This is a genomic window from Pseudarthrobacter sp. Pseusp20 (assembly GCF_059492155.1).
This window is the reverse complement of sequence record NZ_CP168521.1, coordinates 3956684-3981243: the sequence shown is the minus strand read 5'-3', so window position 1 is coordinate 3981243 and position 24560 is coordinate 3956684. Positions and strand designations below refer to the sequence as shown.

The following is a 24560-nucleotide window of genomic DNA, read 5'->3' as shown; positions in this document are numbered from 1 at the left end:
ATGAGCACCCCCGCAGAAGCCCAGTCCAGCGCCGCAGCGGCGCCCGTATCCGCCGTCGAGCAGCGCCTCGCGGAACTCGGCATCACCCTGCCCGAGGTCGCCGCCCCGGTGGCCTCCTACGTTCCCGCCGTCGTCTCCGGGAGCCATGTCTACACCTCGGGCCAGTTGCCGTTTATTAACGGCAAACTCGAAGCTACGGGCAAGGTGTCCGCGGGCACCGAAGGGTACGCCGACGAGCCCACCGTTTCCCCGGAGGACGCGCAGCGCTTCGCAGCGGTCTGCGCCGTCAACGCCCTGGCCGCCGTCAAGAGCGTCATCGGGGACCTGGACCGGATCACCCGGATCGTGAAGGTGGTGGGATTCGTCGCTTCGGATCCCTCGTTCACGGGCCAGCCCGCCGTCGTCAACGGTGCCTCGGAACTGCTGGGCCGCGTCCTCGGTGACGCCGGGCAGCACGCACGTTCCGCCGTCGGCGTTGCCGTTCTTCCGCTCGACTCTCCCGTAGAGGTCGAGCTCATTGCCGAATTCAGCTAAGACCGGACACTTCCCTTGCCGCACCTCGCACGACGCCTTTTTGCACTTCCCCAAGACCTTGAAGGGGCGGCGCAAAGCTGGCTCGAACACGGCGAGCGCACCCCCCGGGCCGCGCGCTACGCCTCATCCGTAGTCCTCCTGCGTGATTCACCCACCGGCCTGGAGACTTGGCTGGGTTACCGGCCCGGCTCCTCGCCGCTGGGCGTCCTGGCGTTCCCCGGCGGGTCCCTTGACCCGGCCGACGACGACGCCATGGGTTGGCTGGGACCCTCACCGCAGCATTGGGCCGAGCAGATGGGAACGGACGACGTCGGGCTGGCCCGCCGCCACGTGGTGGGCGCCATCCGGGAACTCTTCGAGGAGACCGGCGTGCTCCTGGCCGGTCCCGACATGTCCAGCACGGTGGAGGCCACGTCCACGTCCGAGTGGATGCGGGCACGCGTGGCGGTGGCCGACCAGGAGAAGACGCTTGCCCAGGTGCTGGGCAAGCGCGGGCTCTCCCTGCGCACCGACCTGCTCAAGTCCCTCGTCAACTGGCGCAGCCCCGACTTCGCGCACCGCCGCTTCGACACCCGCTACTTCGCCGCCACGGTGCCGCTGGGCCAGGAACCTTCGCTGCTGGACGGCAAGGGCGTGTGGGGCAGGTGGGTCAACGCCGCGCAGGTGATCCAGGAGCGGAACTCCACGGCGCTGGGCGACGAGGCAGGCCAGGAGAACACGGTGGGCCGCCCGCTGGGCGAACTGCTGGTCCCGGGTTCCGAAATCATGCTCGAGAAGATGGCCGCGGCCAACGGCTGCATTGCCTACCTGAGCTACAAGCGCAAGCCCCACGTTTACCAGCCAACCCTGGTTGAAGAGGACGGCAGGCTCATGCTCGAAGTCGAGGCTGCCAAGACCGTGGCGGGGGACCACCAGCGCGAACGCTGACGCTCCACGGAGCCGGGTAAAATCTTCACCAAAGCCACACCGGGAGCAAGGGGGCGCCTTTGCGCGCAACGGTCAAGGACGTAGCGCGCCTCGCAGGGGTTTCGCCAAAGACCGTCTCGAACGTCATGAACGGCATTGTTCCGGTCAGCGGCCCCACCAGGATCAAGGTGGAGCAGGCCATGGCGGAACTGGACTACGTTCCCAACCTCTCTGCCCGGGGACTGCGCAACGGAAGGTCGGGCGTCATCGCCCTGGCCCTGCCCGATCTGGCCACGCCGTACTCCGCCGAGATCGCACACAGCGTGGTGGAGGTGGCCCACGAGCAGGGGTGGAGCGTGCAGATCGAGGAGACGGGGTCCGATCCCACGCGCGAATACGAGCTGATGTCGCGGGCGCGGTCCAACCTCATCGACGGGCTCATCCTCAACCCCGTGGTTTTGGACGAGAGTGCCGTGAAGGTGGGGGTTGCCCTGCCTCCGGTGGTCCTGCTGGGTGAGGTGACGCAGAAACTGGCTGACCGTGTATGGGTGGACAGTGTTGCCGCCGCACGGGACATGACGCTGGCGCTGGGCAGCACCGGCAGGCGCCGTATTGCCGTGCTGGGGGCCGCGGAAGGCAGGGGCTCGGCGGCGGCCGTCCTCCGCACCCGTGGGTACCAGGCTGCACTCGAAGAACTTGGCATTGGCTGGGATGACTCACTGATCATCCCCTGCGAAAAGTGGAGCCCGGATACGGCGGCGAAAGCGCTGTCCACCTACCTTGACTCGCATCCCCTGCCCGAGGCCTTGTTCTGCTTCACCGACTCCATGGCCATCGGGGCCCTCAGTGTGCTGTGGAAGCGGGGCATCAGGGTGCCCGACGACGTGGCCGTAGCCGGCTTCGACGACATCGCCGACGCCAGGTATGCAGTGCCGTCGCTGACCACCGTTTCCTTTGACAAGCGCCAGGTGGCCAGGGAGGCCTTGCGCCTCCTGACCGAGCGCATGGCCGACCGTGAGGGCCCGCAGAAGGTAGTGGCCATCGATTACCGGATCGTGGAACGGCAGAGTACCTCCTAGGCTCCTGCCCTCCGACCGGGATCCTGGCGCGGGAGCCCTAATCGAGAGTGGCGGGTCACTTTGCGAACGCTAACAATTATCCATTGCGGTGGCCATTACATCGATGTAATGTGAGGCGTGCGTCACACCGGGGGCCCCGCGGGGCATGGCTGCCCAGCATGCGGCAGCAACGGTTTGTGGCGCGGGAATGACTTTCAGCGGACCCATCCAAAGGAGTGACGGGTGAAGCAGTTTGATTTTTTCGCAGGCAGGCAGCTGTCGAGACGGCAGCTGTTGTCGGGAACCGCAGCAATGGGCAGCGTCATTGCTGCGGCGGCCCTGGCAGGGTGCGGTGGGAATGCCTCCGCAGCGGCCGCCAGGGACATCCAGTTCTGGCATCTGTTGTCCGGCGGCGACGGCATCAAGATGCAGGCCATGATCAACAAGGCGAACGAAGCCAACCCCGGGTTCAAGGTGCACCCGACCGTCCTTGCGTGGGGCCCGCCCTACTACACCAAGCTCGCCATGGCCTCGGCTGGCGGCCGGCCGCCGGAGTTGGCCATCATGCACGCCAGCCGTGTCCCGGGCTACGCCCCGGGCGGCCTGATTGAGCCCTGGGACCTCTCGCTGCTGGCAGAGCACGGCGTCACCGGCGCCGACTTTGCCCCGCGGATCTGGCAGAAGAGCCAGCAGGACGGCAAGGTGTTTTCCATCGCCCTGGATTCGCACCCGTTCATCATGTTCTACAACACGGACATTGCCCGCAAGGCCGGCGTCCTGGGTGGTAACGGGCAGCTGCAGGAGGTCACGTCCCCGCAGGGGTTCATGGCCATGGCCAAGGAAATGCAGAAGGTCACGCAGGCCCACGGGTTGTCCTTTGGCTACCTCGGCAGCGGATCCCAGATGTGGCGGCTGTTCTACACGCTCTACAAGCAGCACGGCGCGGACATGACGCTGACGCCGGGCCAGCCGATGAAGGTTGACCGGGACGCCGCCATTGAGTCGCTGGAATTCATGGCATCGCTTTTCGACGACACCATTGCGGCAAAGAGCGGCGACATCAGCACCGGCATCGCGGAATTCGCCCGCGGCGGCTCGGGCATGCTGTTCAGCGGCGTCTGGGAACTGCCGACCATGAAGAAGGCAGGCCTCCCGGTGGACGCTGCAACGATCCCCACGCTCTTTGGCACCCCGGCCGCGTACGCGGACTCGCATTCCTTCGTCCTGCCACGGCAATTGAACGTGGACGATACGAAGCGGCGCGATGTCTACAAGTTCGTCAGCGACATCCTCAAAGGATCGCTGTCCTGGGCGGAGGCAGGACACATCCCCGCCTACCAGCCCGTGGTCCAGTCCCAGGCGTATAAGGCCCTCACACCGCAGGTGCATTACGCCAACGCCGCGGACGTCATTGCCTACGATCCCGAAGCCTGGTTCAGCGGCTCCGGTTCCGACTGGCAGACCTACTTTGCCGAAAACGTCCAAAACGTCCTCCTAGGCCGCGACAAGGCAGCGGCCGGATGGGACGCCTTCGAAAAGCGCACCAACACCCTTCTTTCCCGGCCAAATCCGGTCTAACCGCCCGAGCGACAAAGGAGTCCTTCATGAGTTCTTCACCAGCAGCCCGGCGCAGGACCGGGAGCCTCGCCAGGAGCAACCTCAGCGGTTGGGGGTTTGCGGCGCCCTTCCTGGCTTTCTTCGTCGTCTTCCTGGTGTGGCCGGTTCTTTACGGCATCTATATGAGCCTCACCGGCAAGTCCCTTACCGGAGCCAACGACAGCGTGATCGGTTTCGCGAACTACGCCGAAGCCTTCGCCGATGCCGACATGTGGCGTTCGCTCGGCAACACCCTCTACTTCACCGTCATCAGCACGGTCCCGCTGGTGCTGGTCGCTTTGGTGATGGCGGCACTGCTCAACGCCGGCCTGCCGGCGCAGTGGCTGTGGCGGCTGTCCTACTTTGCCCCGTACCTGCTCGCGTCCACCGTCGTTTCGCTGTTCTTCAGCTGGATGTACAACCCGCAGCTGGGCCTCATCAACGATTCCCTGTCCAGGATCGGCATCCCCAAAGTCGCCTGGCTCAACGACCCCAACGTGGCCATGTGGGCCATCGTCATTGCCACGCTGTGGTGGACGGTGGGGTTCAACTTCCTGCTGTACCTGGCGGCCATGCAGAACATCCCGCAGCAGCACTATGAGGCGGCATCCCTCGACGGCGCCGGAGCCTGGCGCCAGCTCTTCTCGATCACCTTGCCGCAACTGGGCCCCACCACCGTGATGATCGTGCTCCTCCAGGTCCTTGCCTCGCTCAAGATCTTCGACCAGGTGTACCAGATGACCGCCGGCGGGCCCGGAGGGTCCACCAGGCCGGTGGTGCAGTACATCTTCGAAACCGGGTTCACCGGCTACCGGCTGGGCTATTCCGCAGCCATCTCCTACATCTTCTTCGGACTGATCGTGGTCGTCTCGGTCATGCAGTTCGTCATCACCCGCCGCAGGAGTGCATAACCATGGCAACCCAGACCATCAGCCGGCCCCGGCCGGGCACCAACACCAGCCAGGAATCCCGCCAGCCCCGCAAGACGATGACCCCGGGCAAGATCGCCACCCTGGTGGTGGCCGCGGCCATCGCGGTCCTGTGGCTGGTCCCGTTCGCCTGGGCCACCGCCACCGCCTTCAAGAGCGAGACGGATGCCGCAGCTCCGAAGGTCAGCTGGCTGCCGCCGTCGGGCTTTACTGCCGACGCATTCGTCAAGGTCTTCCAGGACGGAAACATCCCGCTTTGGACGTGGAATTCCCTCTATACTTCGGCCGCCATCACGGCCATCACCCTGGTGATCTCGGCGCTAGTGGCCTACGCCTTGTCCCGGATCGACTTCAAGGGCAAGAAGGTGCTGATGACGGTGATCATCGCCTCCATCATCGTCCCGCCGCCGGTCCTGATCATTCCGCTCTTCTACCAGATGCTCGCCCTGCACATGGTGGACACCTCATGGGCCATCATCCTGCCCCAGGTCATCCACCCGGCCATGGTGTTCGTACTCAAGAAGTTCTTCGACCAGATTCCCCGCGAACTTGAGGAGGCCGCGGTGATGGACGGTGCCAGCCGCATGAGGATCTTCACCCAGATCATCCTGCCGTTGTCCCGGCCCATCCTGGCCGCCGTCGCCATCTTTGTGTTCATCGGCGCATGGAACAACTTCCTGTGGCCGTTCATCGCCACCAACGACGCCTCGCTGCTCACCCTCCCGGTGGGCCTGCAAACCATCAAGAGCGCCTACGGCATCCAGTACGCGCAGAACATGGCGTCCGCCCTGCTCGCGGCGCTGCCGCTCATCCTCGTGTTCCTTTTCTTCCAGCGCCAGATCATCAAGGGCGTCGCGACGACGGGCCTCGCCGGAACCTGAGCCGGCACCTTCCGCCCATCCAGACCCACACCTGCGAACCAACCACAACCAAGGAGATGTCCCACATGTCCCGCGCACGGATCACCCTCGACCGCGACTTCACCATCGGCGAAGTCCCCCGACGCCTCTTTGGCTCCTTCGTGGAGCACATGGGCCGCTGCGTCTACACCGGCATCTACGAACCGGGCCACCCTGAAGCGGATGAGCACGGCTTCCGGCAGGACGTCCTCAAACTCGTCAAGGAACTCGGCGCCACCGTCATCCGCTACCCGGGCGGCAACTTCGTCTCCGGCTACAACTGGGAAGACGGCATCGGCCCCCGCGAAAACCGGCCCCGCCGGCTGGACGGCGCCTGGCACACCGTGGAGACCAATGCGATCGGCCTCCACGAATTCGTGGACTGGTCCCGCCAGGCCGGCACGGAAATCATGGAAGCCATCAACCTGGGCACCGGGGGTGTGGACGCGGCCCGCGAGATCGTCGAGTACGCCAACCACCCCGGCGGCAGCTACTGGTCCGACCTCCGCGCGAAGAACGGCCACAAGGATCCGTTCAACATCAAGCTCTGGTGCCTGGGCAACGAGATGGACGGGCCGTGGCAGATCGGCCACAAGACCGCAGGGGAATACGGCCGTCTGGCCCAGGAAGCCGCCAAGGCCATGCGTTTCGTGGACCCGGACATTGAACTGGTGGCCTGCGGAAGTTCCAACTCCGGCATGCCCACCTTCGGCGCCTGGGAGCAGACTGTCCTGACCCATGCCTACGACGAGGTGGACTACGTCTCCCTCCACGCCTACTACCAGGAGCACGACGGCGACGTGGGCAGCTTCCTCGCCAGCGCAGTCGACACCGACTATTTCATCGAGTCAGTCATCGCAACCGCCGACGCCGTCCGGGCGAAGGGAAAGCACAAGAAACACATCAACCTTTCCTTCGACGAATGGAATGTCTGGTACCAGCGCGGCCGGGACACCGAGGATCAGCTGCGCAACGTCGCCAAGGCCGGCTGGCGCGAGCACCCCCGGCTTATCGAGGACAAGTACAACGTGACGGATGCCGTGGTGGTGGGAACCCTGCTGAACTCGCTGCTCCGCCACGGCGACCGCGTCAAAATCGCCAACCAGGCGCAGCTGGTCAACGTCATCGCCCCGATCTTCAGCGAGGAGAACGGCCCGGCCTGGCGCCAGACCATCTTCCACCCGTTCGCCCGGATGGCAGAGCTGGCCAAGGGCCAGATCCTGCGGTTGTCCGTGGACTCGGACCAGTACGCCAACAGCCGGTTTGGTGACACGGACCTGGTGGATGTCAGCGCCACCTGGAACGAGGAAACCGGCCGCGTGGCCCTGTTCCTGGCCAACCGCGGCCTGGAAGAGGCCGCGGACGTGGAGGTCAGCCTGCGGGGCTTCGACGCACGGCGGGTGGTCAGGGCGGAGGTGCTCGAGATCCCGGAAGGCGGCGACCGCTTCACCATCAACAACCAGGAAAAACCCGACCGGGTGGGCCTGAAGCCGCTTGAGGGAGCCAAGGCAACCGGATCTGAGCTCCGGCTGGGACTTCCCGCCCTGTCGTGGGCTGTGGTGGAACTGGACGTGGCGAAGAACTGACCCACGTTCCAGGCACAAAAGGTCAGGCACAAAAGGTCAGGCACAGGAAAGGCCGCCCCGAGGGGCGGCCTTTCCTGTTGGGCCTGGTTTTTGTTGGGCTTGGTATTTCTTGGTTCTGGTTTTTGTTGGTCCTAGCGGGAGCGCTGGCGGAGGCGCTGCATGTCCAGGATGACCACCGCGCGGGCTTCGAGGCGCAGCCAGCCGCGCTGGACGAACTCGGCCAGGGCCTTGTTGACCGTTTCGCGGGAGGCGCCCACCAGCTGCGCCAGTTCTTCCTGCGTGAGCTCGTGGGCCACCAGGACGCCGTCGGTAGCCGGCCGGCCGAAGCGGTCCGCCAGGTCCAGCAGCGCCTTTGCCACGCGGCCGGGGACGTCGGAGAACACAAGGTCCGAGAGGGAGTCGTTGGTGCGGCGCAGGCGGCGGGCCAGGGCCTGCAGCAGCTGGGCCGAAACCTCCGGGCGGGTGCGCAGCAGGGCGTTCAGGCTCTCGTTCTTCAGCCCGGCCAGCCGGGTTTCGGAGACCGCGGTGGCGGTGGCGGTGCGGGGGCTGGGGTCGAACAGCGCCATCTCACCAAAGAGCTCGCCCGGGCCGAGGATGGCCAGGAGCGATTCACGGCCGTCGGGCGAGGTGCGGCCAAGCTTTACCTTGCCGGAGACGATGAAGTACAGCTGGTCACCCTGGTCACCTTCGCGGAACACCGAAGCGCCGCGGGACAGGTCCACCTCGGTGAGCTCGTCCGTCAGCAGCCGGAATGCGTCGTCGTCGAGCGTGGCGAAAAGGGGTGCTCGGCGCAGTACCTCGATGTCCATGAAATCTCCTGAGTAAAAGTATCGGCTGTGGCGCTTGTGCCATTGTTTCAGAATTTTCAACGTTCTGTGACGAACTTGGCAGCCGAAACGCCTGCGGGCAACCGAATGCAGGTCTGCCGGAGGGCGGTGCACGCCACAGAAGATTGTCAGCGTCCGCCACTAGAATGGGGGTTCAACTGTAAATAAGGAGCCTTTGTGGTCGGCCTGACTGTCCTGGACATCGTCCTGATCCTGGCGCTGCTGTCATACCTGATCTATGGCCTCCGCAACGGGTTCCTGGTCACTGTCGGCGGCCTCGCCGGGTTTGCTGCCGGTGCCATCGCCGCATTCTTTGCCGTCCCCCTCGTCAGCACCTTTGTCGAGGACTCCGGGTGGAGGCTTACCGCCATCATCGCTGCCGCCGTCGTGCTGATGGCCGTGGGACATGGCCTGGGCACCATGGCCGGGCGGCAACTGCGCGGCGTGGTGCGGATCCGTCCCTTGCGGGCGGTGGACCGGCTGGTGGGCGGGGCGTTGAACCTGGTGGTCTCCGCGCTGGTCATGTCCATGCTGGCGTTCAGCGTCAGCTCCCTGGGCGTGCCTTTCGTGTCCCAGCAGCTGGCCGAGTCCAAGGTGATCCGCTTCATCGACGGGCTCACCCCCACCCCCGTCAAGGCCACCATGGCGCAGCTGCGGTCCACCGTGATCGGCAACGGCATTCCCACGTTGATCGAAGGGCTGGACCAGGGCCAGGCGGTCCAGGTGCCCAACACCAGCACCAACACTCCGGCGCTGAACAAAGCGGCGCAGTCCGTCCTGAGGATCGCCGGCACTGCCTACGAATGCGGCCAGAACCAGACCGGCAGCGGCTTCGTGGTTTCCCCGGACCGCGTGGTGACCAACGCCCACGTCGTTGCGGGCGTGTCGCAGCCGGTAGTGGAGATGCCCGACGGCGGTGCGATGCCCGGCCGCGTGGTCTACTTCGACACCAAGCGGGATCTGGCGGTCCTGGCGGTGGACAACCTGCCGTCCCGGCCGCTGCCGCTGAGCCGCGACCTGCCCGGCGGCAGCCAGGCCGCGTTCGCCGGGTACCCGCACGGCGGGCCTTTCCAGTCCAAGCCCGCCACCGTGCAGGACATTGCCACGGTCCTGGTCCCGGACATCTACGGGAACAACCCGTCCCCGGAGGACATCTACCGCCTTGCCGGGGACGTGCAGCCGGGAAACTCGGGCGGCCCGCTGCTGACCACTGACGGCCAGGTGGCCGGGGTGGTCTTTGCCAAGGCAACCTCTGACGCCGAGGTGGGGTTCGCCATCACCATGAACGATCTTGACCCGGTCGCGGAGCAGGCACCCGCATTGTCCACACCCGTCTCCTCCGGGCAGTGCATCCAGAAGTAGCGGCTCCCGGCTACAGGACCTCGGCCAGGTAGTCGATGGCAAGTTTGTAGCCGAACACCCCGGCACCAACGATCACCGCCGCGCAGACCGGCGACAGGTAGGAGTGGTGCCGGAATTCCTCGCGCTGGTGCACGTTGGTGATGTGCACCTCGACGGCGGGCACCTGCACCGCGGCCAGGGCGTCACGAAGAGCAACGGACGTGTGCGTGAAGGCGCCGGCGTTCAGGACAATGCCCACCGCGGTGCCCCGGGCGGCGTGGATGGTGTCCAGCAGGACGCCTTCGTGGTTGGACTGGACGCACTCCACTGCGAAACCGTGCCGCTCTCCGGCGGAAGCGGCCAGCCGCTCCACATCGGCAAGGGTGGAGGTGCCGTACTTCTCCGGCTCCCGCGTACCCAGCAGGTTCAGGTTGGGGCCATTGATGACCAGGATGGTGCCGCGGCCGGCTTCGACAGTGGAGGAGGCTTCAGTCATGCCTGCAAATCTATCGGTTGGCCCTGCCCGCCGCGCATTCTTACGTCCGGATGCGCGGCGGGCAGGGGGTCCGATGGCTGTTTAGAGGGCCGTCGCCTTCAGCAGCAGGGCATGCTCGGGGTTCAGCACCGGCATCGGCAGCCCTACCTCCGCGAGGAAACGGCCGTTGGCAACGGCTCCACCGGCAAGCCACGCCGGCGGTTGCGCCTGGGTGAAGGTGTGCGCGTAGTCGGCGTCCTCCTGGACGGGGGCGAGGACCTCAATCCGGTAATTCCGCTCCGGCTCCAGGCCGGGGAGGCCCATGCGTCCGGGCTGCTCCGCGGCAGAGGTGCGCGTGCCCACAACGGCGAACAGGGCCGCCGTCGTGCTGTCCGCGATGGACCCGTCCGCCACCACGCCGTGCAGCAGGAAGGCATCATCGGCGACGTCCGCGTGGACCCGGCGGCCGCTGTGGATCAGGTCCCGGTGTTCCTTGTACAGGCCCACGATGCGCCGAAGTTCGTCGCGCTCCTTGCCCTGGACGCTCCGGACGTCCCATTCCATGCCAAAGTGGCCGAACAGGGCGGTGATGGCCCGGAAGGACAGGTCGTGCGTGCGGGCGGTGGTGTGCGACGTGGTGGGGCCGATGTGGCTGCCCACCAGCTCGGGCGGGACCACCGCGCCGGTCCAGCGTTGGATGGTCTGCCGTTCCAGCGCATCGTTGCAGTCCGAGGCCCAGATCCGGTCGGTCCGCTCCAGGATGCCCAGGTCCACGCGCGCGCCGCCGGAGGAGCAGCTTTCAATCTCCACGCCGGGGTGTGCCTTGCGGAGCTCGTCGAACAACCGGTACGCGGCGAGGGTCTGCGCGTGGACGGAAGGGGCGCCGGCGTGGCCGTGTTCCACGAGGTCGCGGTTCTGGTCCCACTTCAGGTAGCTGATGTTGTTGCCGGACAGGAGCCCGTCGATCCGGTCGTAGATGTACTGCCACGCGTCCGGGTTCACCAGGTCGATGACGTGCTGGTTGCGCCACTCCAGGGGCAGCCGGCCGCCGTCCTTGTGTGCCTTCGCCGACGGGCCCACGATCCAGTCAGGGTGGGCGCGCGCGATGTCCGAGTCAAGGTTGACCATCTCCGGTTCAACCCACAGCCCAAACTCCATGCCGCGGGAGGTGACGGCGTCGATGAGGGGGGCCAGGCCGTTGGGCCACAGGGTTTCGTCCACGTACCAGTCGCCCAGGCCTGCATGGTCGTCCCGGCGGCCGCGGAACCAGCCGTCGTCGAGCACGAAGCGCTCCACGCCGAGGTCGGCGGCCGATTCCGCCAGTTCGGTCAGGATGTCCAGGTTGTGGTTGAAGTAGACGGCCTCCCAGACGTTGAGGACGACGGGCCGCGGCTTGCCGGCGGGCAGGCCGGTGGACGCGGCGGGCAGGACATGGTGGGGACGGGAGCGGAACCAGCTGTAGAACGCTTCGGTAATGCCGTCCAGGCCGTGGTCGGAGTAGGCGGCGAACAAAGCGGGGGTGGTGTAGCGGGCACCTGGTTCAAGGATGACTTCGGCGGGACCCAGCAGCTCGGAACCGCCGATCATGGTCCGGCCGTCGCCGATGGTGTCGGCGAACTGTTCATGGTTGCCGCTCCAGGCCAGGTGGGTGGCCCACACCCTGCCGTGCCGGTTGCCGAAGCCCTTGGTGCCGGCGGCGAACAGCAGGGAGGAATCGTGGCCGGTGCGGCCGTGCCGGCCGGTGCGAACCCAGGTGCCCTGCTGGATGGGGCGGCGCTGGGGATGCCGCTCGCGGCACCAGCGCCCGGTCAGGTCAAGGAGTTCGACGGCGTCCGGTGCCACGGGCAGGACGGTCGCCAGCTCGTCCACCTGGAAAGGCGTGGTTCCCTCATTGGTGATGGTGTGGCGCAGTTCCAGCAGGCCGCCCGCATGAAGCGCAAGGGACGTGGCGACGCTCAGGCCCGTGTCGCCGTCGGCCTGCACGATGGTGGCGCAGGATCCTTCGGTGCTGACGGAGGTGACGCGGAGGCGGGAGGAGAAGTCCCGGCCGGCGCCGCTGTCCGTGATCCTGTGGCCACGCAGGGCCGGGCGCCCGCGCCAGGCCGAGGAAGCCTGGGGGAGGAGGCCCGCGGGAACGCGGACGTCGATCGACGAGGGCGGCACCGCAGCCGTGAGGATGGCCAGGTCCGGCAGGTCTGCGCCCAGCTCGGCGCCCCAGTGGATGACTTCGGCCTCTCCGCTGTCGAAGCTGATCACCAGGCTGGTGCCGGCGGAACGGAGGTGCAAGGGATCCATAGGGAAGTCTCTTTCAGTGTTCAGGGATTGCGTCGTCACGAACGCGCAAAAGGAAAATCACGGGAAGGGGAGGCCGGGTGCCGCCGCCGCGAGGAGGGGACGGCGGCACCCGGCCGGGTGGCTGCGACCACATACGCAGCCACGTGCGGGGGTTACTTGAAGAGGGCGTTGACCTGGTCGTTGGCGGCCGTCAGGGAGCTGGCCTTGGATTTGCCGGAGACCACGGAGTCCATGGCCGGCTTCATGATGCCGTCAACCTTCGCGGCGTTGTCAGCGATCGGGTAGAGGAACGTGGTGCCGTACTTGACCTGCTGGCTGAAGGGGGTGACGTCCACGCCCTTGGCCTTGAAGGCTTCCACGGCCTTGTCTGCGGAGGTCTTGATGGCGGGGAAGACGACGGCCTTGGAAGCCACCACGTCCTGGCAGGCGGCGGAGCCGAGGTATTCGACCCACTTGATGGCGGCTTCGGGCTTCTTGGTGCCGGCGTAGATGGAGTCCGCCAGGCCGTTGTACATGCTGGCGCGCTTGCCGTTGACACCCACCGGGGTGGGGGCGATGCCCACCTTGACGTCCTTGTAGCCGGTGTACTGGCCGATCATCCAGGAGCCGTTGGCGTTGATGACGGACTTGCCGGCGGCGAAGGTATCGGCCATGCTGGCGCCCACCGTGGTTTCGAGCTTGGGCATGTAGCCCTTCTCCACCAGCCCGGCGAACCAGTCGATGCTTTCCTGGAACTTGGGGTCGTCGTAGTTGAAGTGCTTGCCCCACGGGTTCTTGTCCGTGTGCGTCCAGCCGGTGGTGCCGGTCAGGTAGCTCCATTCGGTCTGGCCCTGGCCGGAACCGGAGCCGTTGAGGCCGAGCCCGTAGACGGCAACGTTGTTCTTGTCGAAGCCGGGCTCGTCGCCGCGCTTGCCGTTCTTGTCCACGGTCAGGTGGGCGATGGTCTTTTCGTACGAACCGCCGTCCTTCGGATTCCACGTCAGGTTGGCCATCTGCTCCGGGGTGACGCCGGCGTCCGCGGCAAGTTTGGTGTTGTAGAACAGCGCGATGGTGTCCCAGTCCTTGGGAAGTCCGTAGCGCTTGCCGTCCTGGCCCACCCAGAGGTCCGCCAGGCCGGAGTTGTAGATGCCGGTGTCGATGTTGTCCTTCTTGACGGCGTCGTCCAGGGCGAGCAGCTGCTTGTTCTTGATGAATTCGGGGTACTTGCCCAGGTGGTCGGTGAAGACGTCCGGGGCGGTGCCTGCCACGAATCCGTTGGTCAGGGTGCCCCAGTAATCGTCCCAGCCGCGCTGGGTGACCTTGACGGTGATGTCCGGGTTGGCCTTGTGGAAGTCGTCGGCGCACTGCTTGTAGGCGGGGAGCTGGTTGGCGTCCCAGAGCCAGTAGTTGATCTCGCCCTTGCCGGCTTCCGCGGAGCCGCCGCCTCCGCAGGCGGAGAGGGCCAGGACTGCTGCCGCGGCTGCTGCGAGGGAGCCGAGTGCTTTCTTGTTCAGGTTCATGGGGGTCCTTTCAGGGTGCTTCCGGGCAGGCCGCCGTGGCGCGCGCCGGGAGGGGGAATTTCGAGGGAAGGGGTGATTACTTGATGCCGGAGAAGCCGATGGAGTTGACGATTTTCTTGCCGAAGACGGCGAACAGGATCAGGACGGGAAGGGCGGAGACCAGCGTGGCTGCCATGAGGCCGGACCAGTCCGGCGCTCCCTGCGGCGATTGGGACTTGAACACGCCCAGGCCCACCGTGAGGACGCGGACGGACTCCTCCTGGCCCACCAGCAGCGGCCAGAAGTACTCGTTCCACTGGCCGATGAAGGTGAGCAGGGCCAGGGTGGCGATGGGGGCTGCGGCGTTTGGCAGGATGATCTGGAAGAAGATCCGAAGGTGCTTGGCGCCGTCGAGCATTGCCGCTTCCTCCACCTCGCGGGACATGTTCAGGAAGAACTGCCGGAGGAAGAAAATGGCGAACGGGGTCATGAAGATGTAGGGGAGTACCAGCCCCGCCATGGTGTTGAGCAGGCCCAGGTTCTTGATCAGGAGGAAGTTGGGCAGCGCGGTGAAGATCGGCGGCACCATCATGGTGGCCAGGAACAGGCTGAAGACCAGGTTCCGTCCCCGCCACCGCAGCCGGGCGAAGGCGTAGGCGGCCATGGCGCTGAAGAACACTGCGCCGGTGGTGGTGATGGAGGCAAAGAGCACGGAGTTGCGCAGGTAGATCCAGAAGTCGATTTGCGCGCCGGATCCGCCCTGGGCCACTGCCTCTTCGGGGGACTGCAGGCCGAAGACGCGCTGGAATGCGCCCAGGCTGAATTCTGCGGGCAGCAGGTTGGTGGCGTTGCCGGCCAGGGCCCCGTTGGTGGACAGTGCCGTCCGGAGGATCCAGTAGAAGGGGAGGACCGAGACAGCCACGGCGATGGCCACAAGGAACCAGGCGGCGGTGCGGCGCCAGTTGAACGGACGACGCCGGGTGGCGGGCCGGGCGGGTGCGGAGACTTTTGCGGTGGTCATGGAAGTGTCCTTAATCCAGGTCTGATTCGTTGCCCTTGAGGAACTTCATCTGGATGAAGGCCACCAGGGCGAGGATGACGAAGAGGATGACCGCCAGGGCGGAGCCGTAGCCGAAGTCCGATTCCGTGAAGGCCTTTTGGTAGATGTAGAACTGCAGCACCCGGCTGGCATTGACGGGTCCGCCCAGGGTGGTGACGGCAACGGTGTCGAACACCTGGAAGGAACCGATGACGGTGACGATCAGGACCAGCGCGAGCACCGGGCGCAGCAGCGGCATGGTGATCTTGCGGAATGTTTGCCAGGGTGAGGCGCCGTCCAGGTTGGCCACTTCGTAGACGTGGCTGGGAATGGCCTGCAGGCCGGCGAACAGCAGCAGGGCGGTGTAGCCCATGTGCCGCCAGGTGTTGATGAGGGCCTGGGTGGGGATGGCCCATTCCTCGCTGCCGAAGAATGCCACCTTGGGCAGGCCGATGGCGTCGATGAAGTAGTTGACGATGCCGATCTGGTAGTCCAGGAGCCAGAACCAGAGGAGGGCGGCGATCACGTTCGCCATCAGGTACGGCAGCAGAAGCGCGCCGCGGATCACGGTTGATTTGGCTACCCGGTGCATCAGCAGGGCAAGCCCCAGCGCGAGCGTGGTCTGGAGGAGGATGTTGATTAGGACGTACTGCCCGGTGACAGCCAGCGCATTCCAGAACAGGGGGTCCTTGGCGATGGCCTCATAGTTGGCGGCACCGATCCACGTCGGGTCGCCGAGGATGCTGTATTCGGTGAAGCTGAGGTAGATGCCCCGCAGGGTGGGCACCAGGTAGAAAACGATAAATCCGATCATCGCCGGGGCTATGAAGAACAATGCGATCTTCAGGTCGCTCTGTCCCCGGCGCTTCAGCGGCCGGTGCGCTGCGTGCACTGCCGGGCTGGCGTTCCTGGTAAGGGTGGTCATCGTCGACCCTTTCCTGAGTGTGATGGAAGTAACAGGCTGGAAAGAAATCTACACGAGTAGATATTCGACGGCAAGGGCTTATTTCAATGTTTCAAAACCAGGGCAATTACGCCAGTGACTGGATATTGACTCGAGTAGATGCGGATGAAACACTCGGATAAACTTCAATCGGAAGGCAACAATGACGTTCTCCATCGGCATCGTGGGCGCGGGCCAGTTCGGCAGCCAGTTCGCACACCTGTTCAACCTGCATCCCGGCGTCAGTGCGGTCTATGTTGTGGACGAGCTGCCGGAGCGGGCTGAATCCGTGGTCCGAAGGCTGGATCTTGCCGGCGTCGTGCCCGACTTTGACGCCCTTCTGGCCTCCGACGTCGACGCCGTGGCGGTCTTCACCCAGCGCTGGACGCACGGACCCCTGGTGGAGCGTGCTCTCCGCGCCGGCAAGCACGTCTACTCAGCCGTGCCCATGGCGGTTGCCGAAGAGGAGATCGCCCGCATCATCCAGGCCGTCCGGGACACCGGCAAGGTGTACATGATGGGTGAGACCAGCTACTACAACCCCGCCACCGTGTATGCCCGCGAACAGCAGGCGGCCGGCAGGTTTGGCCGGGTCTTCTACTCCGAAGGCGACTACGTCCACGACATGGACCTCGGCTTTTATGACGCCTACCAGTACAGCGGGGGCGAGCGGTGGAAGGAGACGGCAAGCTACCCGCCAATGCTCTACCCCACCCATGCGATCGGCGGGGTGCTGGGGGCCATCCCGGCGCACGCCGTCAGCGTCAGCTGCGTGGGCGTCAAGGACCAGCGGGATGACGGGGTATTCGACAAGGACGTCAGCATGTTCGGCAATGACTTCTCCAACGCCACGGCGCTCTTTGAACTGAACGACGGCGGCGTGATGCGCACCAACGAGATGCGCCGCGTGGGCTATCCGTCCCACATCCGCGAATCGCGCTTCCGGTTTTTTGGCACGGAGGCAAGCTTTGAACAGCTCGCCAGGGTCACCGTCTGGCAGGACAAACAGAATGTCCACGACATCTCCGAGCAGATGGAAACCCGGCCCAGCATGTCCCTGGACGATCCCTCACTGGCCAACGTGGCCCCGGAACTCCGGGACGCATTCGTGTCGGGACTCGCTCCCGTCCACGACGCCGGACGGTTGCCTGAGGAGTTCCGCGGCGCACCGAACGGGCACGAGGGAAGCCACCATTTCCTGGTGGACGACTTCGTCACGGCGGTCAATGACGGCACACTGCCGCCCGTGAATGCGTGGGTGGCCGCCCGCTTCACCCTCCCGGGCATCGTGGCCCACCAGTCCGCCCTGCAAAACGGCGTACGGCTTCCCATCCGTGACTTTGGGGATGCGCCGGGTATGAGTGGTTAGCATGGACAGCATGACTTCCCCGGCCGCGCAGGCCTCCCGCGGCGGCCCGGTGACCCGCAAGGATGTGGCGCGCTATGCCGGCGTCAGCACCGCCGTCGTCAGTTACGTGGTCAATGGCGGACCCAAGAAAGTGGCGCCGGCAACCGAAGCCAAGGTCCAGGACGCCATCCGCGTCCTGGGCTACCGGCCCAACGCCGCCGCGCGGGCGCTGAAGCTCGGCTCAAGCGAGACCCTGGGGCTTATCGTCCCGGACATCTCGAACCCGTTCTTCTCACTGTTTTCGCACGCCGTGGAGGATGCCGCCGCAGACCTGGGGTACGCGCTGGTGTTGAGCAACTCGGACGGAAACCTGGCCAAGGAACGCCGCAACATCCGGAACCTCGCCGCCCGGCAGGTGGACGGCGTCCTGCTGGCCAGCGTCCTTTTCGAACCCGATCTCGAGGCGCTGGAAACGGCGGACATCCCGTCCGTGCTGCTCAACCAGGAACGTGACGCCCCGGGCTTCAACAGCATCGGTGTGGACCTGGCGGCCGGAGCCAGGATCGCGGTGGAACACCTGATCAGCCATGGCCACACCAACATCGGCCTGGCCATGGGAACCAACGTCTCCGGGGAGACCGACGGCCGTGAAGTAGGTTGGCGGCAAGCGCTCCAGGAAGCTGGTCTGCCCGAGGGGCCCATTGCCTACAGTGCCTTCACCCGGCCCGGAGGGTACGTGGCCGGGCAACGCCTCCTGGCGTCAGTGAACCGGCCAACGGCCGTCTTCGCCACGTCCGATATGCAGGGGATTGGACTGCTGCGGGCCATCCATGAAGCGGGACTGTCTGTTCCGGGCGACATTGCCGTGGCGTCTTTTGACGGCTCGGCCGACTCTGAATACTCCTGGCCGCCGCTGACCACCGTTGAGCAGCCGGTGGCGGCCATGGCGGAGGCTGCCGTGGCGGCACTCGTTGGAGCCAGCCGGGGGGAGGACCCGCGGCACCGGATCTTTCCCACCAAACTGCACGTACGCCAATCCTGCGGCTGCCCCTAGCCGGCCGACTGCATGGCGGGCAGGCGCAGCCTGGTCCGCTCCTGCAGGACCCGCCGGGCCTCCGGGCCAAGTCCGGAATCGCTGATGACCTCATCCACGTCATCCAGGGCGGCGATGGAACTGATGCCCAGCATTCCCCATTTGGTGTGGTCGGCCAGCACCACTGTCTTGCGCGCTGCTGCCATGAAGGCCCGGTCGGTTTCGGCTTCGAGCAGGTTGGGTGTGGTGAAGCCCGCCTCGGCATCCATCCCGTGGACGCCCAGGAACAGCACGTCCAGGTGCAGTTGCTTGAGGGCGCCCGTTGCGATGGGCCCCACCAGGGCGTCTGAGGGCGTGCGCTCGCCGCCCACCAGGATCACGGTGGAGGAGTAACGGGCCGAGCCGGACGAGGCAGCGTGGTGGAAGAGGTCCGCGATCCTGACAGAGTTGGTGACCACCGTGATCCGCGGCCCTCCAACCAGTTCCTTGGCCAATGCCCACGTGGTGGTGCCGGCACCCAGGCCGACCGCCATGCCCTCGTGGACCAGGGCGGCCGCCTCCACGGCGATGGCGCGCTTCTCCGCGGTCAACTGCGTGGACTTCAGCTCGAAACCGGGCTCATGCGTGCTTGCATCCCCCGGCAGCTTGGCGCCGCCGTGGATTCGTTCCAGCTTGCCGCCCTCCTCGAGCAGCTCGATGTCCCGCCTCACCGTCATCAACGAGACGCCAAGCTGGGTGGCGAGGTCCGAGACCCGGACCACCCGCTCCCGCTGGACGGCATCCAGGATTGCTTGGTGTCGGGCGGCAGGCAGCATGGAGGCGGATCCTTCAACGCGGGTGGCAAGGGTGCTCCCAGCATACGGCGACGGCGCCTCCCCGGCTGGGGAAGCGCCGTCGCCGTATTGCTACTTCCGGAGGCTGGCCGCGATCTGCTGCATGATCGTGGGGTCGGACAGCGTGGTGGCGTCGCCCGGGTCGCGGCCTTCCGCCACGTCCTTGAGGAGCCGGCGCATGATCTTGCCGGACCGGGTCTTGGGCAGTTCGGGCACCACCAGGATGTTCTTGGGCTTGGCAATGGGCCCGATTTCCTTGCCCACGTGGTTGCGCAGCTCCTGTACGGTGGCGTCGCCGTGGTTCACGGCATCGCCGCGGAGGATCACGAACGCAACCACGGCCTGGCCGGTGGTTTCGTCCGTGGCGCCCACGACGGCGGCCTCCGCCACGGCGGGGTGGCTCACCAGGGCGGATTCGATTTCTGTGGTGGAGAGCCGGTGCCCGGAGACGTTCATGACGTCGTCCACGCGGCCCAGCAGCCAGATGTCCCCGTCTTCGTCCTTCTTGGCGCCGTCCCCGGCGAAGTACATGTTTTCGAAGCGGGACCAGTAGGTGTCCTTGAACCGCTGCGGGTCGCCCCAGATGCCGCGCAGCATGGCCGGCCAGGGTTCGCGGATCACCAGGAAACCGCCGTGGCCGTTGGGGACGGACTCGCCCATTTCATCCACCACATCCACGGCGATACCGGGCAGCGGCACCTGGGCGGAGCCGGGCTTGGTGGCGGTGACCCCGGGAAGCGGGGCGATCATCTGTGCGCCGGTTTCGGTCTGCCACCAGGTGTCCACGATGGGCGCCTTGTCGCCGCCGATTACCTTGCGGTACCACATCCAGGCCTCGGGGTTGATGGGCTCGCCCACCGAACCCAGCACCCGCAGGGAGGAAAGATCGTACTTCGCCGGGATCTCCGCGCCCCACTTCATGAAGGTGCGGATGGCGGTGGGAGCGGTGTACAGGATGGAGACCTTGTACTTTTCCACGATCTCCCACCAGCGGCCCTGGTGCGGGGAGTCCGGCGTGCCCTCGTACATGACCTGCGTGGCGCCGTTGATGAGCGGGGCGTAGGCGACGTAGGAGTGGCCGGTGACCCAGCCGACGTCGGCCGTGCACCAGTACACGTCCGTTTCCGGATGCAGGTCAAAGACCGCCCTGTGGGTGTAGGCGGTCTGGGTGAGGTAGCCGCCGGTGGTGTGCAGGATGCCCTTGGGCTTCCCGGTGGTACCGGACGTGTAGAGGATGTAGAGCGGGTGCTCCGAATCGTGGCCCACTGCGGTGTGCTCTGCGCTGGCCGTCCCCACCGTGTCCGCCCACCAGTGGTCCCGGCCCTCGTGCCAGTCCACGTCCTGGCCGTTGCGCTTGACCACCACCACGTTCTGGACCGTGTGGCCATCGTGGGCCAGGGCATCATCGACGGCCGGCTTCAGGGGGCTCGGCTTGCCTCGGCGGTAGGTGCCGTCGGCGGTCACCACCAGCTTGGCTTCGGCGTCGTCGATCCGGGACCGGAGGGCCTCCGCCGAGAATCCACCGAACACCACCGAGTGGACCGCGCCGATGCGTGCGCATGCCAGCAGCGTGATCACGGCCTCCGGGATCATGGGCAGGTACACCGCAACCCGGTCACCCTTGGCAACGCCCAGGGACTCGAAAGCGTTGGCCGCCTTCTTCACTTCCTCGGTCAGCTGGGCGTAGGTATAGGTGCGGGTGTCGCCGGGCTCGCCCTCGAAGTAGATGGCCACGCGGTCGCCGTTGCCGGCCTCCACATGCCGGTCCAGCGCGTTGTACGCCGCGTTGATTTCGCCGCCAACGAACCACTTGGCGAACGGCGGATCAGACCAGTCCAGCGCTTGTGTGAAGTCCTTGGACCACGTCAGCAGCTCCCGGGCCTTCTTCGCCCAAAACGCGGGCCGGTCGGCGTTCGCCTCCCCGTACTCGGCGGCGGTGACAACGGCGTCGGCCGCGAATTCCGGGGAGGGTGGAAAGGCCCGCGTCTCATGCAGCAGGTTCGCGAAGGCGTCGCCCTGGTGGCCTTGCTGTCCTGCCGGCTGGGCGGAAGCGGACGGAACGGTAGCCGTGGAGCTGGGAGTGTCCTGGGACATGTGAACCTCATCATTCATCGATCTTTGCCGCGCGGGACGCCGCCACCGCATGGCCCGCCGATCGCACGGCATTGGGCTCCAGCCGGGGGCGGGCATACCGCAAAGAGCTGTTCCGCAACCAAGCCTAATGCTTACGGTGCATCCGCTGTGTGCCCCGTCACATACGCGGCCATGAGCGGCATTTTTTATGCGGTGAATGGTCTCTTCATGACTCGCCAGGCACCGCCGGAGGCCTGCCCCAGCTAGTGATCGGCCGGGCCGTTGACTAGGCTGAGATGGAATTGTGACTTCACTTCGGACCTCTCCGGCCGGGCGCAAACAGCGCCTTGCCGGGCCCGGACCGCATGTCAAGACGGCACAGTTTTCGGGTCCGGACCGGGCCCGGTGCCGCCACGCTAAGGAGAGCAGAATGAACCAGCAGAGTTACGGCCAGCGAACGGGTCCGGACACCAAGGCAGGGCCAGGAGCCTCCGGGCCTGCCGTGGGAGGATCCGCGCACGCGACACCGGCCGGCAACGCCGCCAAGGGGCAGGCTGCAGGGCAGAAGGCCGGCTCCGGGAAGATCGACCCGAACGCCAACCAGGCGGTCCTCGGTCCGTTCACCGTGCGCGACCTGGCCGTCTTCGCAGGCACCCTGATCCTCTTTGTCGCGTCCCTGCTTCCCCTCTTCGGCGCCCGGTACAACCTGTGGAACCTCAACAACCTGTTCTTCCTGGGACTGGGCATCGTCCTGCCGCTGATCGCCAGCGCATTGTTCGCGGCGCGCCGCCTGGCACCCGCCACAAGGATCCGCGTGGGGTCGCTCTCGATCGACCAGTTCGCCTCCGTTGTGGCCTCCTTCGCCCTGGCCTTCTTCTTCCTGTCCGTTGCAGGCGGCTACGTCACCAGCCTGCTGGTGGGCCTGATCGGCTCGCTCGTCCTCTTCGCCGCCACCGTGCTGGGCCGGTTCCTGCCGTACCTTTCCGGTGACTTCAAGGACCGGCCAGAGACGCCGGCGCACATTGTGGCCCGCGAGGCCGCGGTCCCGCTGCGGAAGCCGCGCACCCCCAAAGCCCCCAAGCCGGAGTCCGGCTCCAACCAGTCAAAGGGCGGCTTCAAAGGTGCCACCCTGTTCGGTGGGGCCGGTGCAGGTTCCTCCGCCGTCGAGCCGGGATCTTCCAGCCCCAACCCTGCGCCGGCGCGTTCCACCCACACGCCCGCCACTGCCGCCGTCCCCGTGGCCAATGCCGGGGCTGCCGTTGCAGGGACCGGCGCTGCAGCTGCCGGCGCTCCAGCTGCGGGCACCGCCGCGGGTCCGGCTGCCTCTACCCCCGCGGCGCCAACCGCCCCTGTATCAACCAGCCCTGTATCATCCACCCCTGTATCAACCGCCCCCGAAGCCGCTGACCGGGATGCCGGCACGCCGCATCAGGACGCCGGCCCGCCCACCCAGGCGGCCGACGTCGTCCGTCCTGACTCAACCCCGGCCCCGGCAGCCGAGGAGACCCAGCACGGTGCCGTCCCCGCCGCGGGCGCTCCGCAGGCAGCGTGGGAGCCGCCGGCCGCCACCGCTGTCCACCAGCAGGTCCGTTCCGAGCAGCCCATCGGCGCGACAGTGGACCCGTCCACCCGCCATGACGAGACCGACGGGCAGCCCATCCATGAGGCTTTCTGGTTCGCCGTCGCCCAGCACCGCACCGCCTACGACCCCCGCACCGGTGCGCCTGCCTTCGTGATCGAGCCCGGCGGCTGGGTACTGGCGCTTGAGGACCGGGGCCACGAATTCCTGGTCCAGCACACGGACGGACGGCTGGGCGTCCTGCGCGACCTCAGCAACATCGAGCGCGGCTGACGCCGTGGCCGGGCCACGCAGCAAGAACGGGCAGGCCGCGGGGATGCCCGTGGTTTCATCCGAATCCGTCCTGGCGCTGAAACGGCGGGCACGGCGCATCCACCGGGCCCTGGCCGAAAAATATCCCTACGCCCACGCGGAACTGGACTTCCGCAACCCCTTCGAACTGCTGGTGGCCACCGTGCTGTCCGCCCAGACCACCGACGTCACGGTCAACCAGGTCACCAAAGTGCTGTTCGCACGCTGGCCCAATGCCCGGTCCCTGGCCGAGGCGGACCCCACGGAGCTTGAAACCATCCTCAAGCCCACGGGGTTCTTCCGCGCCAAAGCGAGGAACGTCCTGGCGCTGTGCACCCGCCTGGTGGATGACTTTGACGGCGAGGTCCCGGGGCGGATGGAAGACCTGGTCACCTTGCCCGGGGTGGGCCGCAAAACCGCCAACGTGGTGCTGGCCAACGCCTTCGGCATCCCGGGCATCTCCGTCGATACCCATTTCGCCCGGCTGGCCAAGCGGTTTGGGTGGACCCAGTCCGAGGACCCTGTGCAGATCGAACAGGACGTGGCGGAGTTGTTTGACCGCAGGGACTGGACCATGCTGTCCCACCGTGTGATCTTCCACGGCCGCCGCGTCTGCCACGCCCGGAAGCCCGCCTGTGGTGCCTGTCCCGTGGCTAATTGGTGCCCGAGCTATGGCCTGGGGGAGACCGACCCCGTCAAAGCAGCCAAGCTCCTCAAGTATGAACTTGCGCCCGGCAGCGAGGCGTTGCTGGAGCAGTACCTGTCTGAACAGCAGCGGGCTGCGGAGATCCGGATGGCCTCCCAGGCGAGGGCCACGTGAGCGCAAGGGAAGACCTGGCCGCGCTGGTCCAGCGGGCGGAAGCCGGGACGGCCGGGCCCCCTGATCCACGCTGGGCTGCACTGACAGTAGATGCCTCCCGCGCCCGCAGGGCCGCGGTCCTGATGCTTTTCGGGGTGCTCGACGACGTCCCGGCCGCGTCCGGCAAGCCACTGGCGCCGGCGGATCTGGACGTCCTGCTCCTGGAGCGCGCCCACACCCTGGGTTCCCATCCAGGGCAGGTGGCGTTTCCCGGCGGCAGCATCGACCGGGGCGAAACGCCGGTGGCGGCTGCGCTTCGGGAAGCCGAGGAGGAAACCGGACTGGACACCGGCGGGGTGGAAGTCCTCGGCACGCTCCAGGAACTGGGCCTGGCGCACAGCAACTTCCTGGTGACGCCGGTGCTCGGATGGTGGCACTCGCCGTCGCCGGTCCGGGTGGTGGACTACGCCGAATCTGCCCAGGTATTCCGCGTCCCGGTCAGGGACCTCCTGGACCCGGACAACAGGGTGATGGCCACGGTCCACCGCGCAGGCCGCACGTTCGACAGCCCTGCCTTCACTGTCAACGGCGTGGTGGTGTGGGGCTTCACCGGCATTGTGCTGAGCGGCCTCTTCGACCAGCTCGGCTGGTCCGTTCCATGGGACCGCACCAGGCTGCACCCGATCGGGGTCTAGTTT

The 24560-nt window shown here is 66.4% G+C and carries 21 protein-coding genes; 13 read left to right on the top strand and 8 right to left on the bottom strand.

Annotated features, from left to right (window positions below; translation table 11 throughout):
- From ACEN9K_RS18475 to arfA, 7 genes are all read left to right on the top strand, one after another.
- Positions 1–534: a RidA family protein gene (locus tag ACEN9K_RS18475; protein WP_018768982.1), complete on the top strand. Its 534-nt coding sequence runs from the start codon at positions 1–3 to the stop codon at positions 532–534.
- A gap of 15 nt (positions 535–549) precedes the next feature.
- Positions 550–1461: an NUDIX hydrolase gene (locus ACEN9K_RS18470; RefSeq protein WP_018768981.1), complete on the top strand. Its 912-nt coding sequence runs from the start codon at positions 550–552 to the stop codon at positions 1459–1461.
- Positions 1462–1520: 59 nt separating this feature from the next.
- Positions 1521–2519, top strand: coding sequence for a LacI family DNA-binding transcriptional regulator (locus tag ACEN9K_RS18465; protein WP_026265720.1), 999 nt, complete (start codon positions 1521–1523; stop codon positions 2517–2519).
- A 291-nt stretch (positions 2520–2810) separates the two neighbouring features.
- Entirely contained in the window at positions 2811–4076 is a 1266-nt protein-coding gene (locus tag ACEN9K_RS18460; RefSeq protein ID WP_377204863.1) for an extracellular solute-binding protein, read from the top strand.
- Positions 4077–4102: 26 nt separating this feature from the next.
- On the top strand, positions 4103–5005 hold the full coding sequence (locus ACEN9K_RS18455) for a carbohydrate ABC transporter permease (protein WP_018768978.1): 903 nt from the start codon (positions 4103–4105) through the stop codon (positions 5003–5005).
- 2 nt (positions 5006–5007) lie between these two features.
- Positions 5008–5904 carry a carbohydrate ABC transporter permease gene (locus ACEN9K_RS18450; RefSeq protein ID WP_478222905.1) on the top strand — a complete coding sequence of 299 codons (897 nt, stop codon included), beginning with the start codon at positions 5008–5010 and terminating at the stop codon, positions 5902–5904.
- A 65-nt stretch (positions 5905–5969) separates the two neighbouring features.
- Positions 5970–7508: an arabinosylfuranosidase ArfA gene (gene arfA, locus ACEN9K_RS18445; protein ID WP_495634814.1), complete on the top strand. Its 1539-nt coding sequence runs from the start codon at positions 5970–5972 to the stop codon at positions 7506–7508.
- A gap of 131 nt (positions 7509–7639) precedes the next feature.
- On the opposite strand, the gene ACEN9K_RS18440 is transcribed toward arfA, so the two are convergent.
- Positions 7640–8317 carry a Crp/Fnr family transcriptional regulator gene (locus ACEN9K_RS18440; RefSeq protein ID WP_011775987.1) on the bottom strand — a complete coding sequence of 226 codons (678 nt, stop codon included), beginning with the start codon at positions 8315–8317 and terminating at the stop codon, positions 7640–7642.
- A 195-nt stretch (positions 8318–8512) separates the two neighbouring features.
- Here ACEN9K_RS18440 and ACEN9K_RS18435 point away from each other — a divergent pair, with 195 nt between their 5' ends.
- Positions 8513–9697 carry a MarP family serine protease gene (locus tag ACEN9K_RS18435; RefSeq protein WP_134164154.1) on the top strand — a complete coding sequence of 395 codons (1185 nt, stop codon included), beginning with the start codon at positions 8513–8515 and terminating at the stop codon, positions 9695–9697.
- Between the two features lie 10 nt (positions 9698–9707).
- Here ACEN9K_RS18435 and aroQ read toward each other — a convergent pair whose 3' ends face one another.
- The 5 genes from aroQ to ACEN9K_RS18410 all read right to left on the bottom strand — a co-directional run bounded on the left by aroQ (position 9708) and on the right by ACEN9K_RS18410 (position 15888).
- Positions 9708–10172 (bottom strand): type II 3-dehydroquinate dehydratase, encoded by a 465-nt coding sequence (gene aroQ, locus ACEN9K_RS18430; protein WP_056392571.1) that lies wholly within the window; start codon positions 10170–10172, stop codon positions 9708–9710.
- Between the two features lie 81 nt (positions 10173–10253).
- Complete coding sequence (locus ACEN9K_RS18425; protein WP_056392573.1) at positions 10254–12446, bottom strand: alpha-galactosidase; 2193 nt, start codon at positions 12444–12446, stop codon at positions 10254–10256.
- A 152-nt stretch (positions 12447–12598) separates the two neighbouring features.
- Positions 12599–13945, bottom strand: coding sequence for an ABC transporter substrate-binding protein (locus tag ACEN9K_RS18420; RefSeq protein ID WP_495634813.1), 1347 nt, complete (start codon positions 13943–13945; stop codon positions 12599–12601).
- 76 nt (positions 13946–14021) lie between these two features.
- Positions 14022–14945 carry a carbohydrate ABC transporter permease gene (locus tag ACEN9K_RS18415; RefSeq protein ID WP_018768971.1) on the bottom strand — a complete coding sequence of 308 codons (924 nt, stop codon included), beginning with the start codon at positions 14943–14945 and terminating at the stop codon, positions 14022–14024.
- A 10-nt stretch (positions 14946–14955) separates the two neighbouring features.
- Positions 14956–15888 (bottom strand): carbohydrate ABC transporter permease, encoded by a 933-nt coding sequence (locus tag ACEN9K_RS18410; RefSeq protein WP_018768970.1) that lies wholly within the window; start codon positions 15886–15888, stop codon positions 14956–14958.
- 181 nt (positions 15889–16069) lie between these two features.
- On the opposite strand from ACEN9K_RS18410, the gene ACEN9K_RS18405 reads away from it, so the two are divergent.
- Both ACEN9K_RS18405 and ACEN9K_RS18400 read left to right on the top strand, forming a co-directional pair.
- On the top strand, positions 16070–17275 hold the full coding sequence (locus ACEN9K_RS18405; protein WP_018768969.1) for a Gfo/Idh/MocA family protein: 1206 nt from the start codon (positions 16070–16072) through the stop codon (positions 17273–17275).
- Between the two features lie 10 nt (positions 17276–17285).
- On the top strand, positions 17286–18308 hold the full coding sequence (locus tag ACEN9K_RS18400; protein WP_018768968.1) for a LacI family DNA-binding transcriptional regulator: 1023 nt from the start codon (positions 17286–17288) through the stop codon (positions 18306–18308).
- Here ACEN9K_RS18400 and ACEN9K_RS18395 read toward each other — a convergent pair.
- Entirely contained in the window at positions 18305–19102 is a 798-nt protein-coding gene (locus tag ACEN9K_RS18395) for a DeoR/GlpR family DNA-binding transcription regulator (RefSeq protein ID WP_018768967.1), read from the bottom strand. The two genes, ACEN9K_RS18400 and ACEN9K_RS18395, sit on opposite strands and share 4 nt — an antisense overlap.
- Before the next feature lie 90 nt (positions 19103–19192).
- Positions 19193–21214: an acetate--CoA ligase gene (gene acs / locus ACEN9K_RS18390; RefSeq protein WP_018768966.1), complete on the bottom strand. Its 2022-nt coding sequence runs from the start codon at positions 21212–21214 to the stop codon at positions 19193–19195.
- A gap of 409 nt (positions 21215–21623) precedes the next feature.
- Between acs and ACEN9K_RS18385 the strand changes: the two genes are divergently transcribed.
- From ACEN9K_RS18385 to ACEN9K_RS18375, 3 genes are read left to right on the top strand one after another with little or no spacing between them, the layout of a single operon-like run.
- Entirely contained in the window at positions 21624–23045 is a 1422-nt protein-coding gene (locus ACEN9K_RS18385) for an energy-coupling factor transporter transmembrane component T family protein (protein WP_495634812.1), read from the top strand.
- Between the two features lie 43 nt (positions 23046–23088).
- Positions 23089–23883: an endonuclease III gene (gene nth, locus ACEN9K_RS18380; protein WP_018768965.1), complete on the top strand. Its 795-nt coding sequence runs from the start codon at positions 23089–23091 to the stop codon at positions 23881–23883.
- Positions 23880–24557, top strand: coding sequence for an NUDIX hydrolase (locus ACEN9K_RS18375; protein ID WP_056392582.1), 678 nt, complete (start codon positions 23880–23882; stop codon positions 24555–24557). The genes nth and ACEN9K_RS18375 overlap by 4 nt, the downstream gene beginning before the upstream one ends.
- Positions 24558–24560 lie beyond the last annotated feature (3 nt).

Coding starts and splice junctions, on each gene's coding strand:
- ACEN9K_RS18400 (WP_018768968.1), top strand. CDS start 17,286: ATGACTTCCCCGGCCGCGCAGGCCTCCCGCGGCGGCCCGGTGACCCGC.
- ACEN9K_RS18410 (WP_018768970.1), bottom strand. CDS start 15,888: ATGACCACCCTTACCAGGAACGCCAGCCCGGCAGTGCACGCAGCGCAC.
- ACEN9K_RS18440 (WP_011775987.1), bottom strand. CDS start 8,317: ATGGACATCGAGGTACTGCGCCGAGCACCCCTTTTCGCCACGCTCGAC.
- aroQ (WP_056392571.1), bottom strand. CDS start 10,172: ATGACTGAAGCCTCCTCCACTGTCGAAGCCGGCCGCGGCACCATCCTG.
- acs (WP_018768966.1), bottom strand. CDS start 21,214: ATGTCCCAGGACACTCCCAGCTCCACGGCTACCGTTCCGTCCGCTTCC.
- ACEN9K_RS18450 (WP_478222905.1), top strand. CDS start 5,008: ATGGCAACCCAGACCATCAGCCGGCCCCGGCCGGGCACCAACACCAGC.
- ACEN9K_RS18395 (WP_018768967.1), bottom strand. CDS start 19,102: ATGCTGCCTGCCGCCCGACACCAAGCAATCCTGGATGCCGTCCAGCGG.
- nth (WP_018768965.1), top strand. CDS start 23,089: ATGCCCGTGGTTTCATCCGAATCCGTCCTGGCGCTGAAACGGCGGGCA.
- ACEN9K_RS18475 (WP_018768982.1), top strand. CDS start 1: ATGAGCACCCCCGCAGAAGCCCAGTCCAGCGCCGCAGCGGCGCCCGTA.
- ACEN9K_RS18455 (WP_018768978.1), top strand. CDS start 4,103: ATGAGTTCTTCACCAGCAGCCCGGCGCAGGACCGGGAGCCTCGCCAGG.
- ACEN9K_RS18420 (WP_495634813.1), bottom strand. CDS start 13,945: ATGAACCTGAACAAGAAAGCACTCGGCTCCCTCGCAGCAGCCGCGGCA.
- ACEN9K_RS18425 (WP_056392573.1), bottom strand. CDS start 12,446: ATGGATCCCTTGCACCTCCGTTCCGCCGGCACCAGCCTGGTGATCAGC.
- arfA (WP_495634814.1), top strand. CDS start 5,970: ATGTCCCGCGCACGGATCACCCTCGACCGCGACTTCACCATCGGCGAA.
- ACEN9K_RS18415 (WP_018768971.1), bottom strand. CDS start 14,945: ATGACCACCGCAAAAGTCTCCGCACCCGCCCGGCCCGCCACCCGGCGT.
- ACEN9K_RS18460 (WP_377204863.1), top strand. CDS start 2,811: ATGGGCAGCGTCATTGCTGCGGCGGCCCTGGCAGGGTGCGGTGGGAAT.
- ACEN9K_RS18405 (WP_018768969.1), top strand. CDS start 16,070: ATGACGTTCTCCATCGGCATCGTGGGCGCGGGCCAGTTCGGCAGCCAG.
- ACEN9K_RS18385 (WP_495634812.1), top strand. CDS start 21,624: ATGAACCAGCAGAGTTACGGCCAGCGAACGGGTCCGGACACCAAGGCA.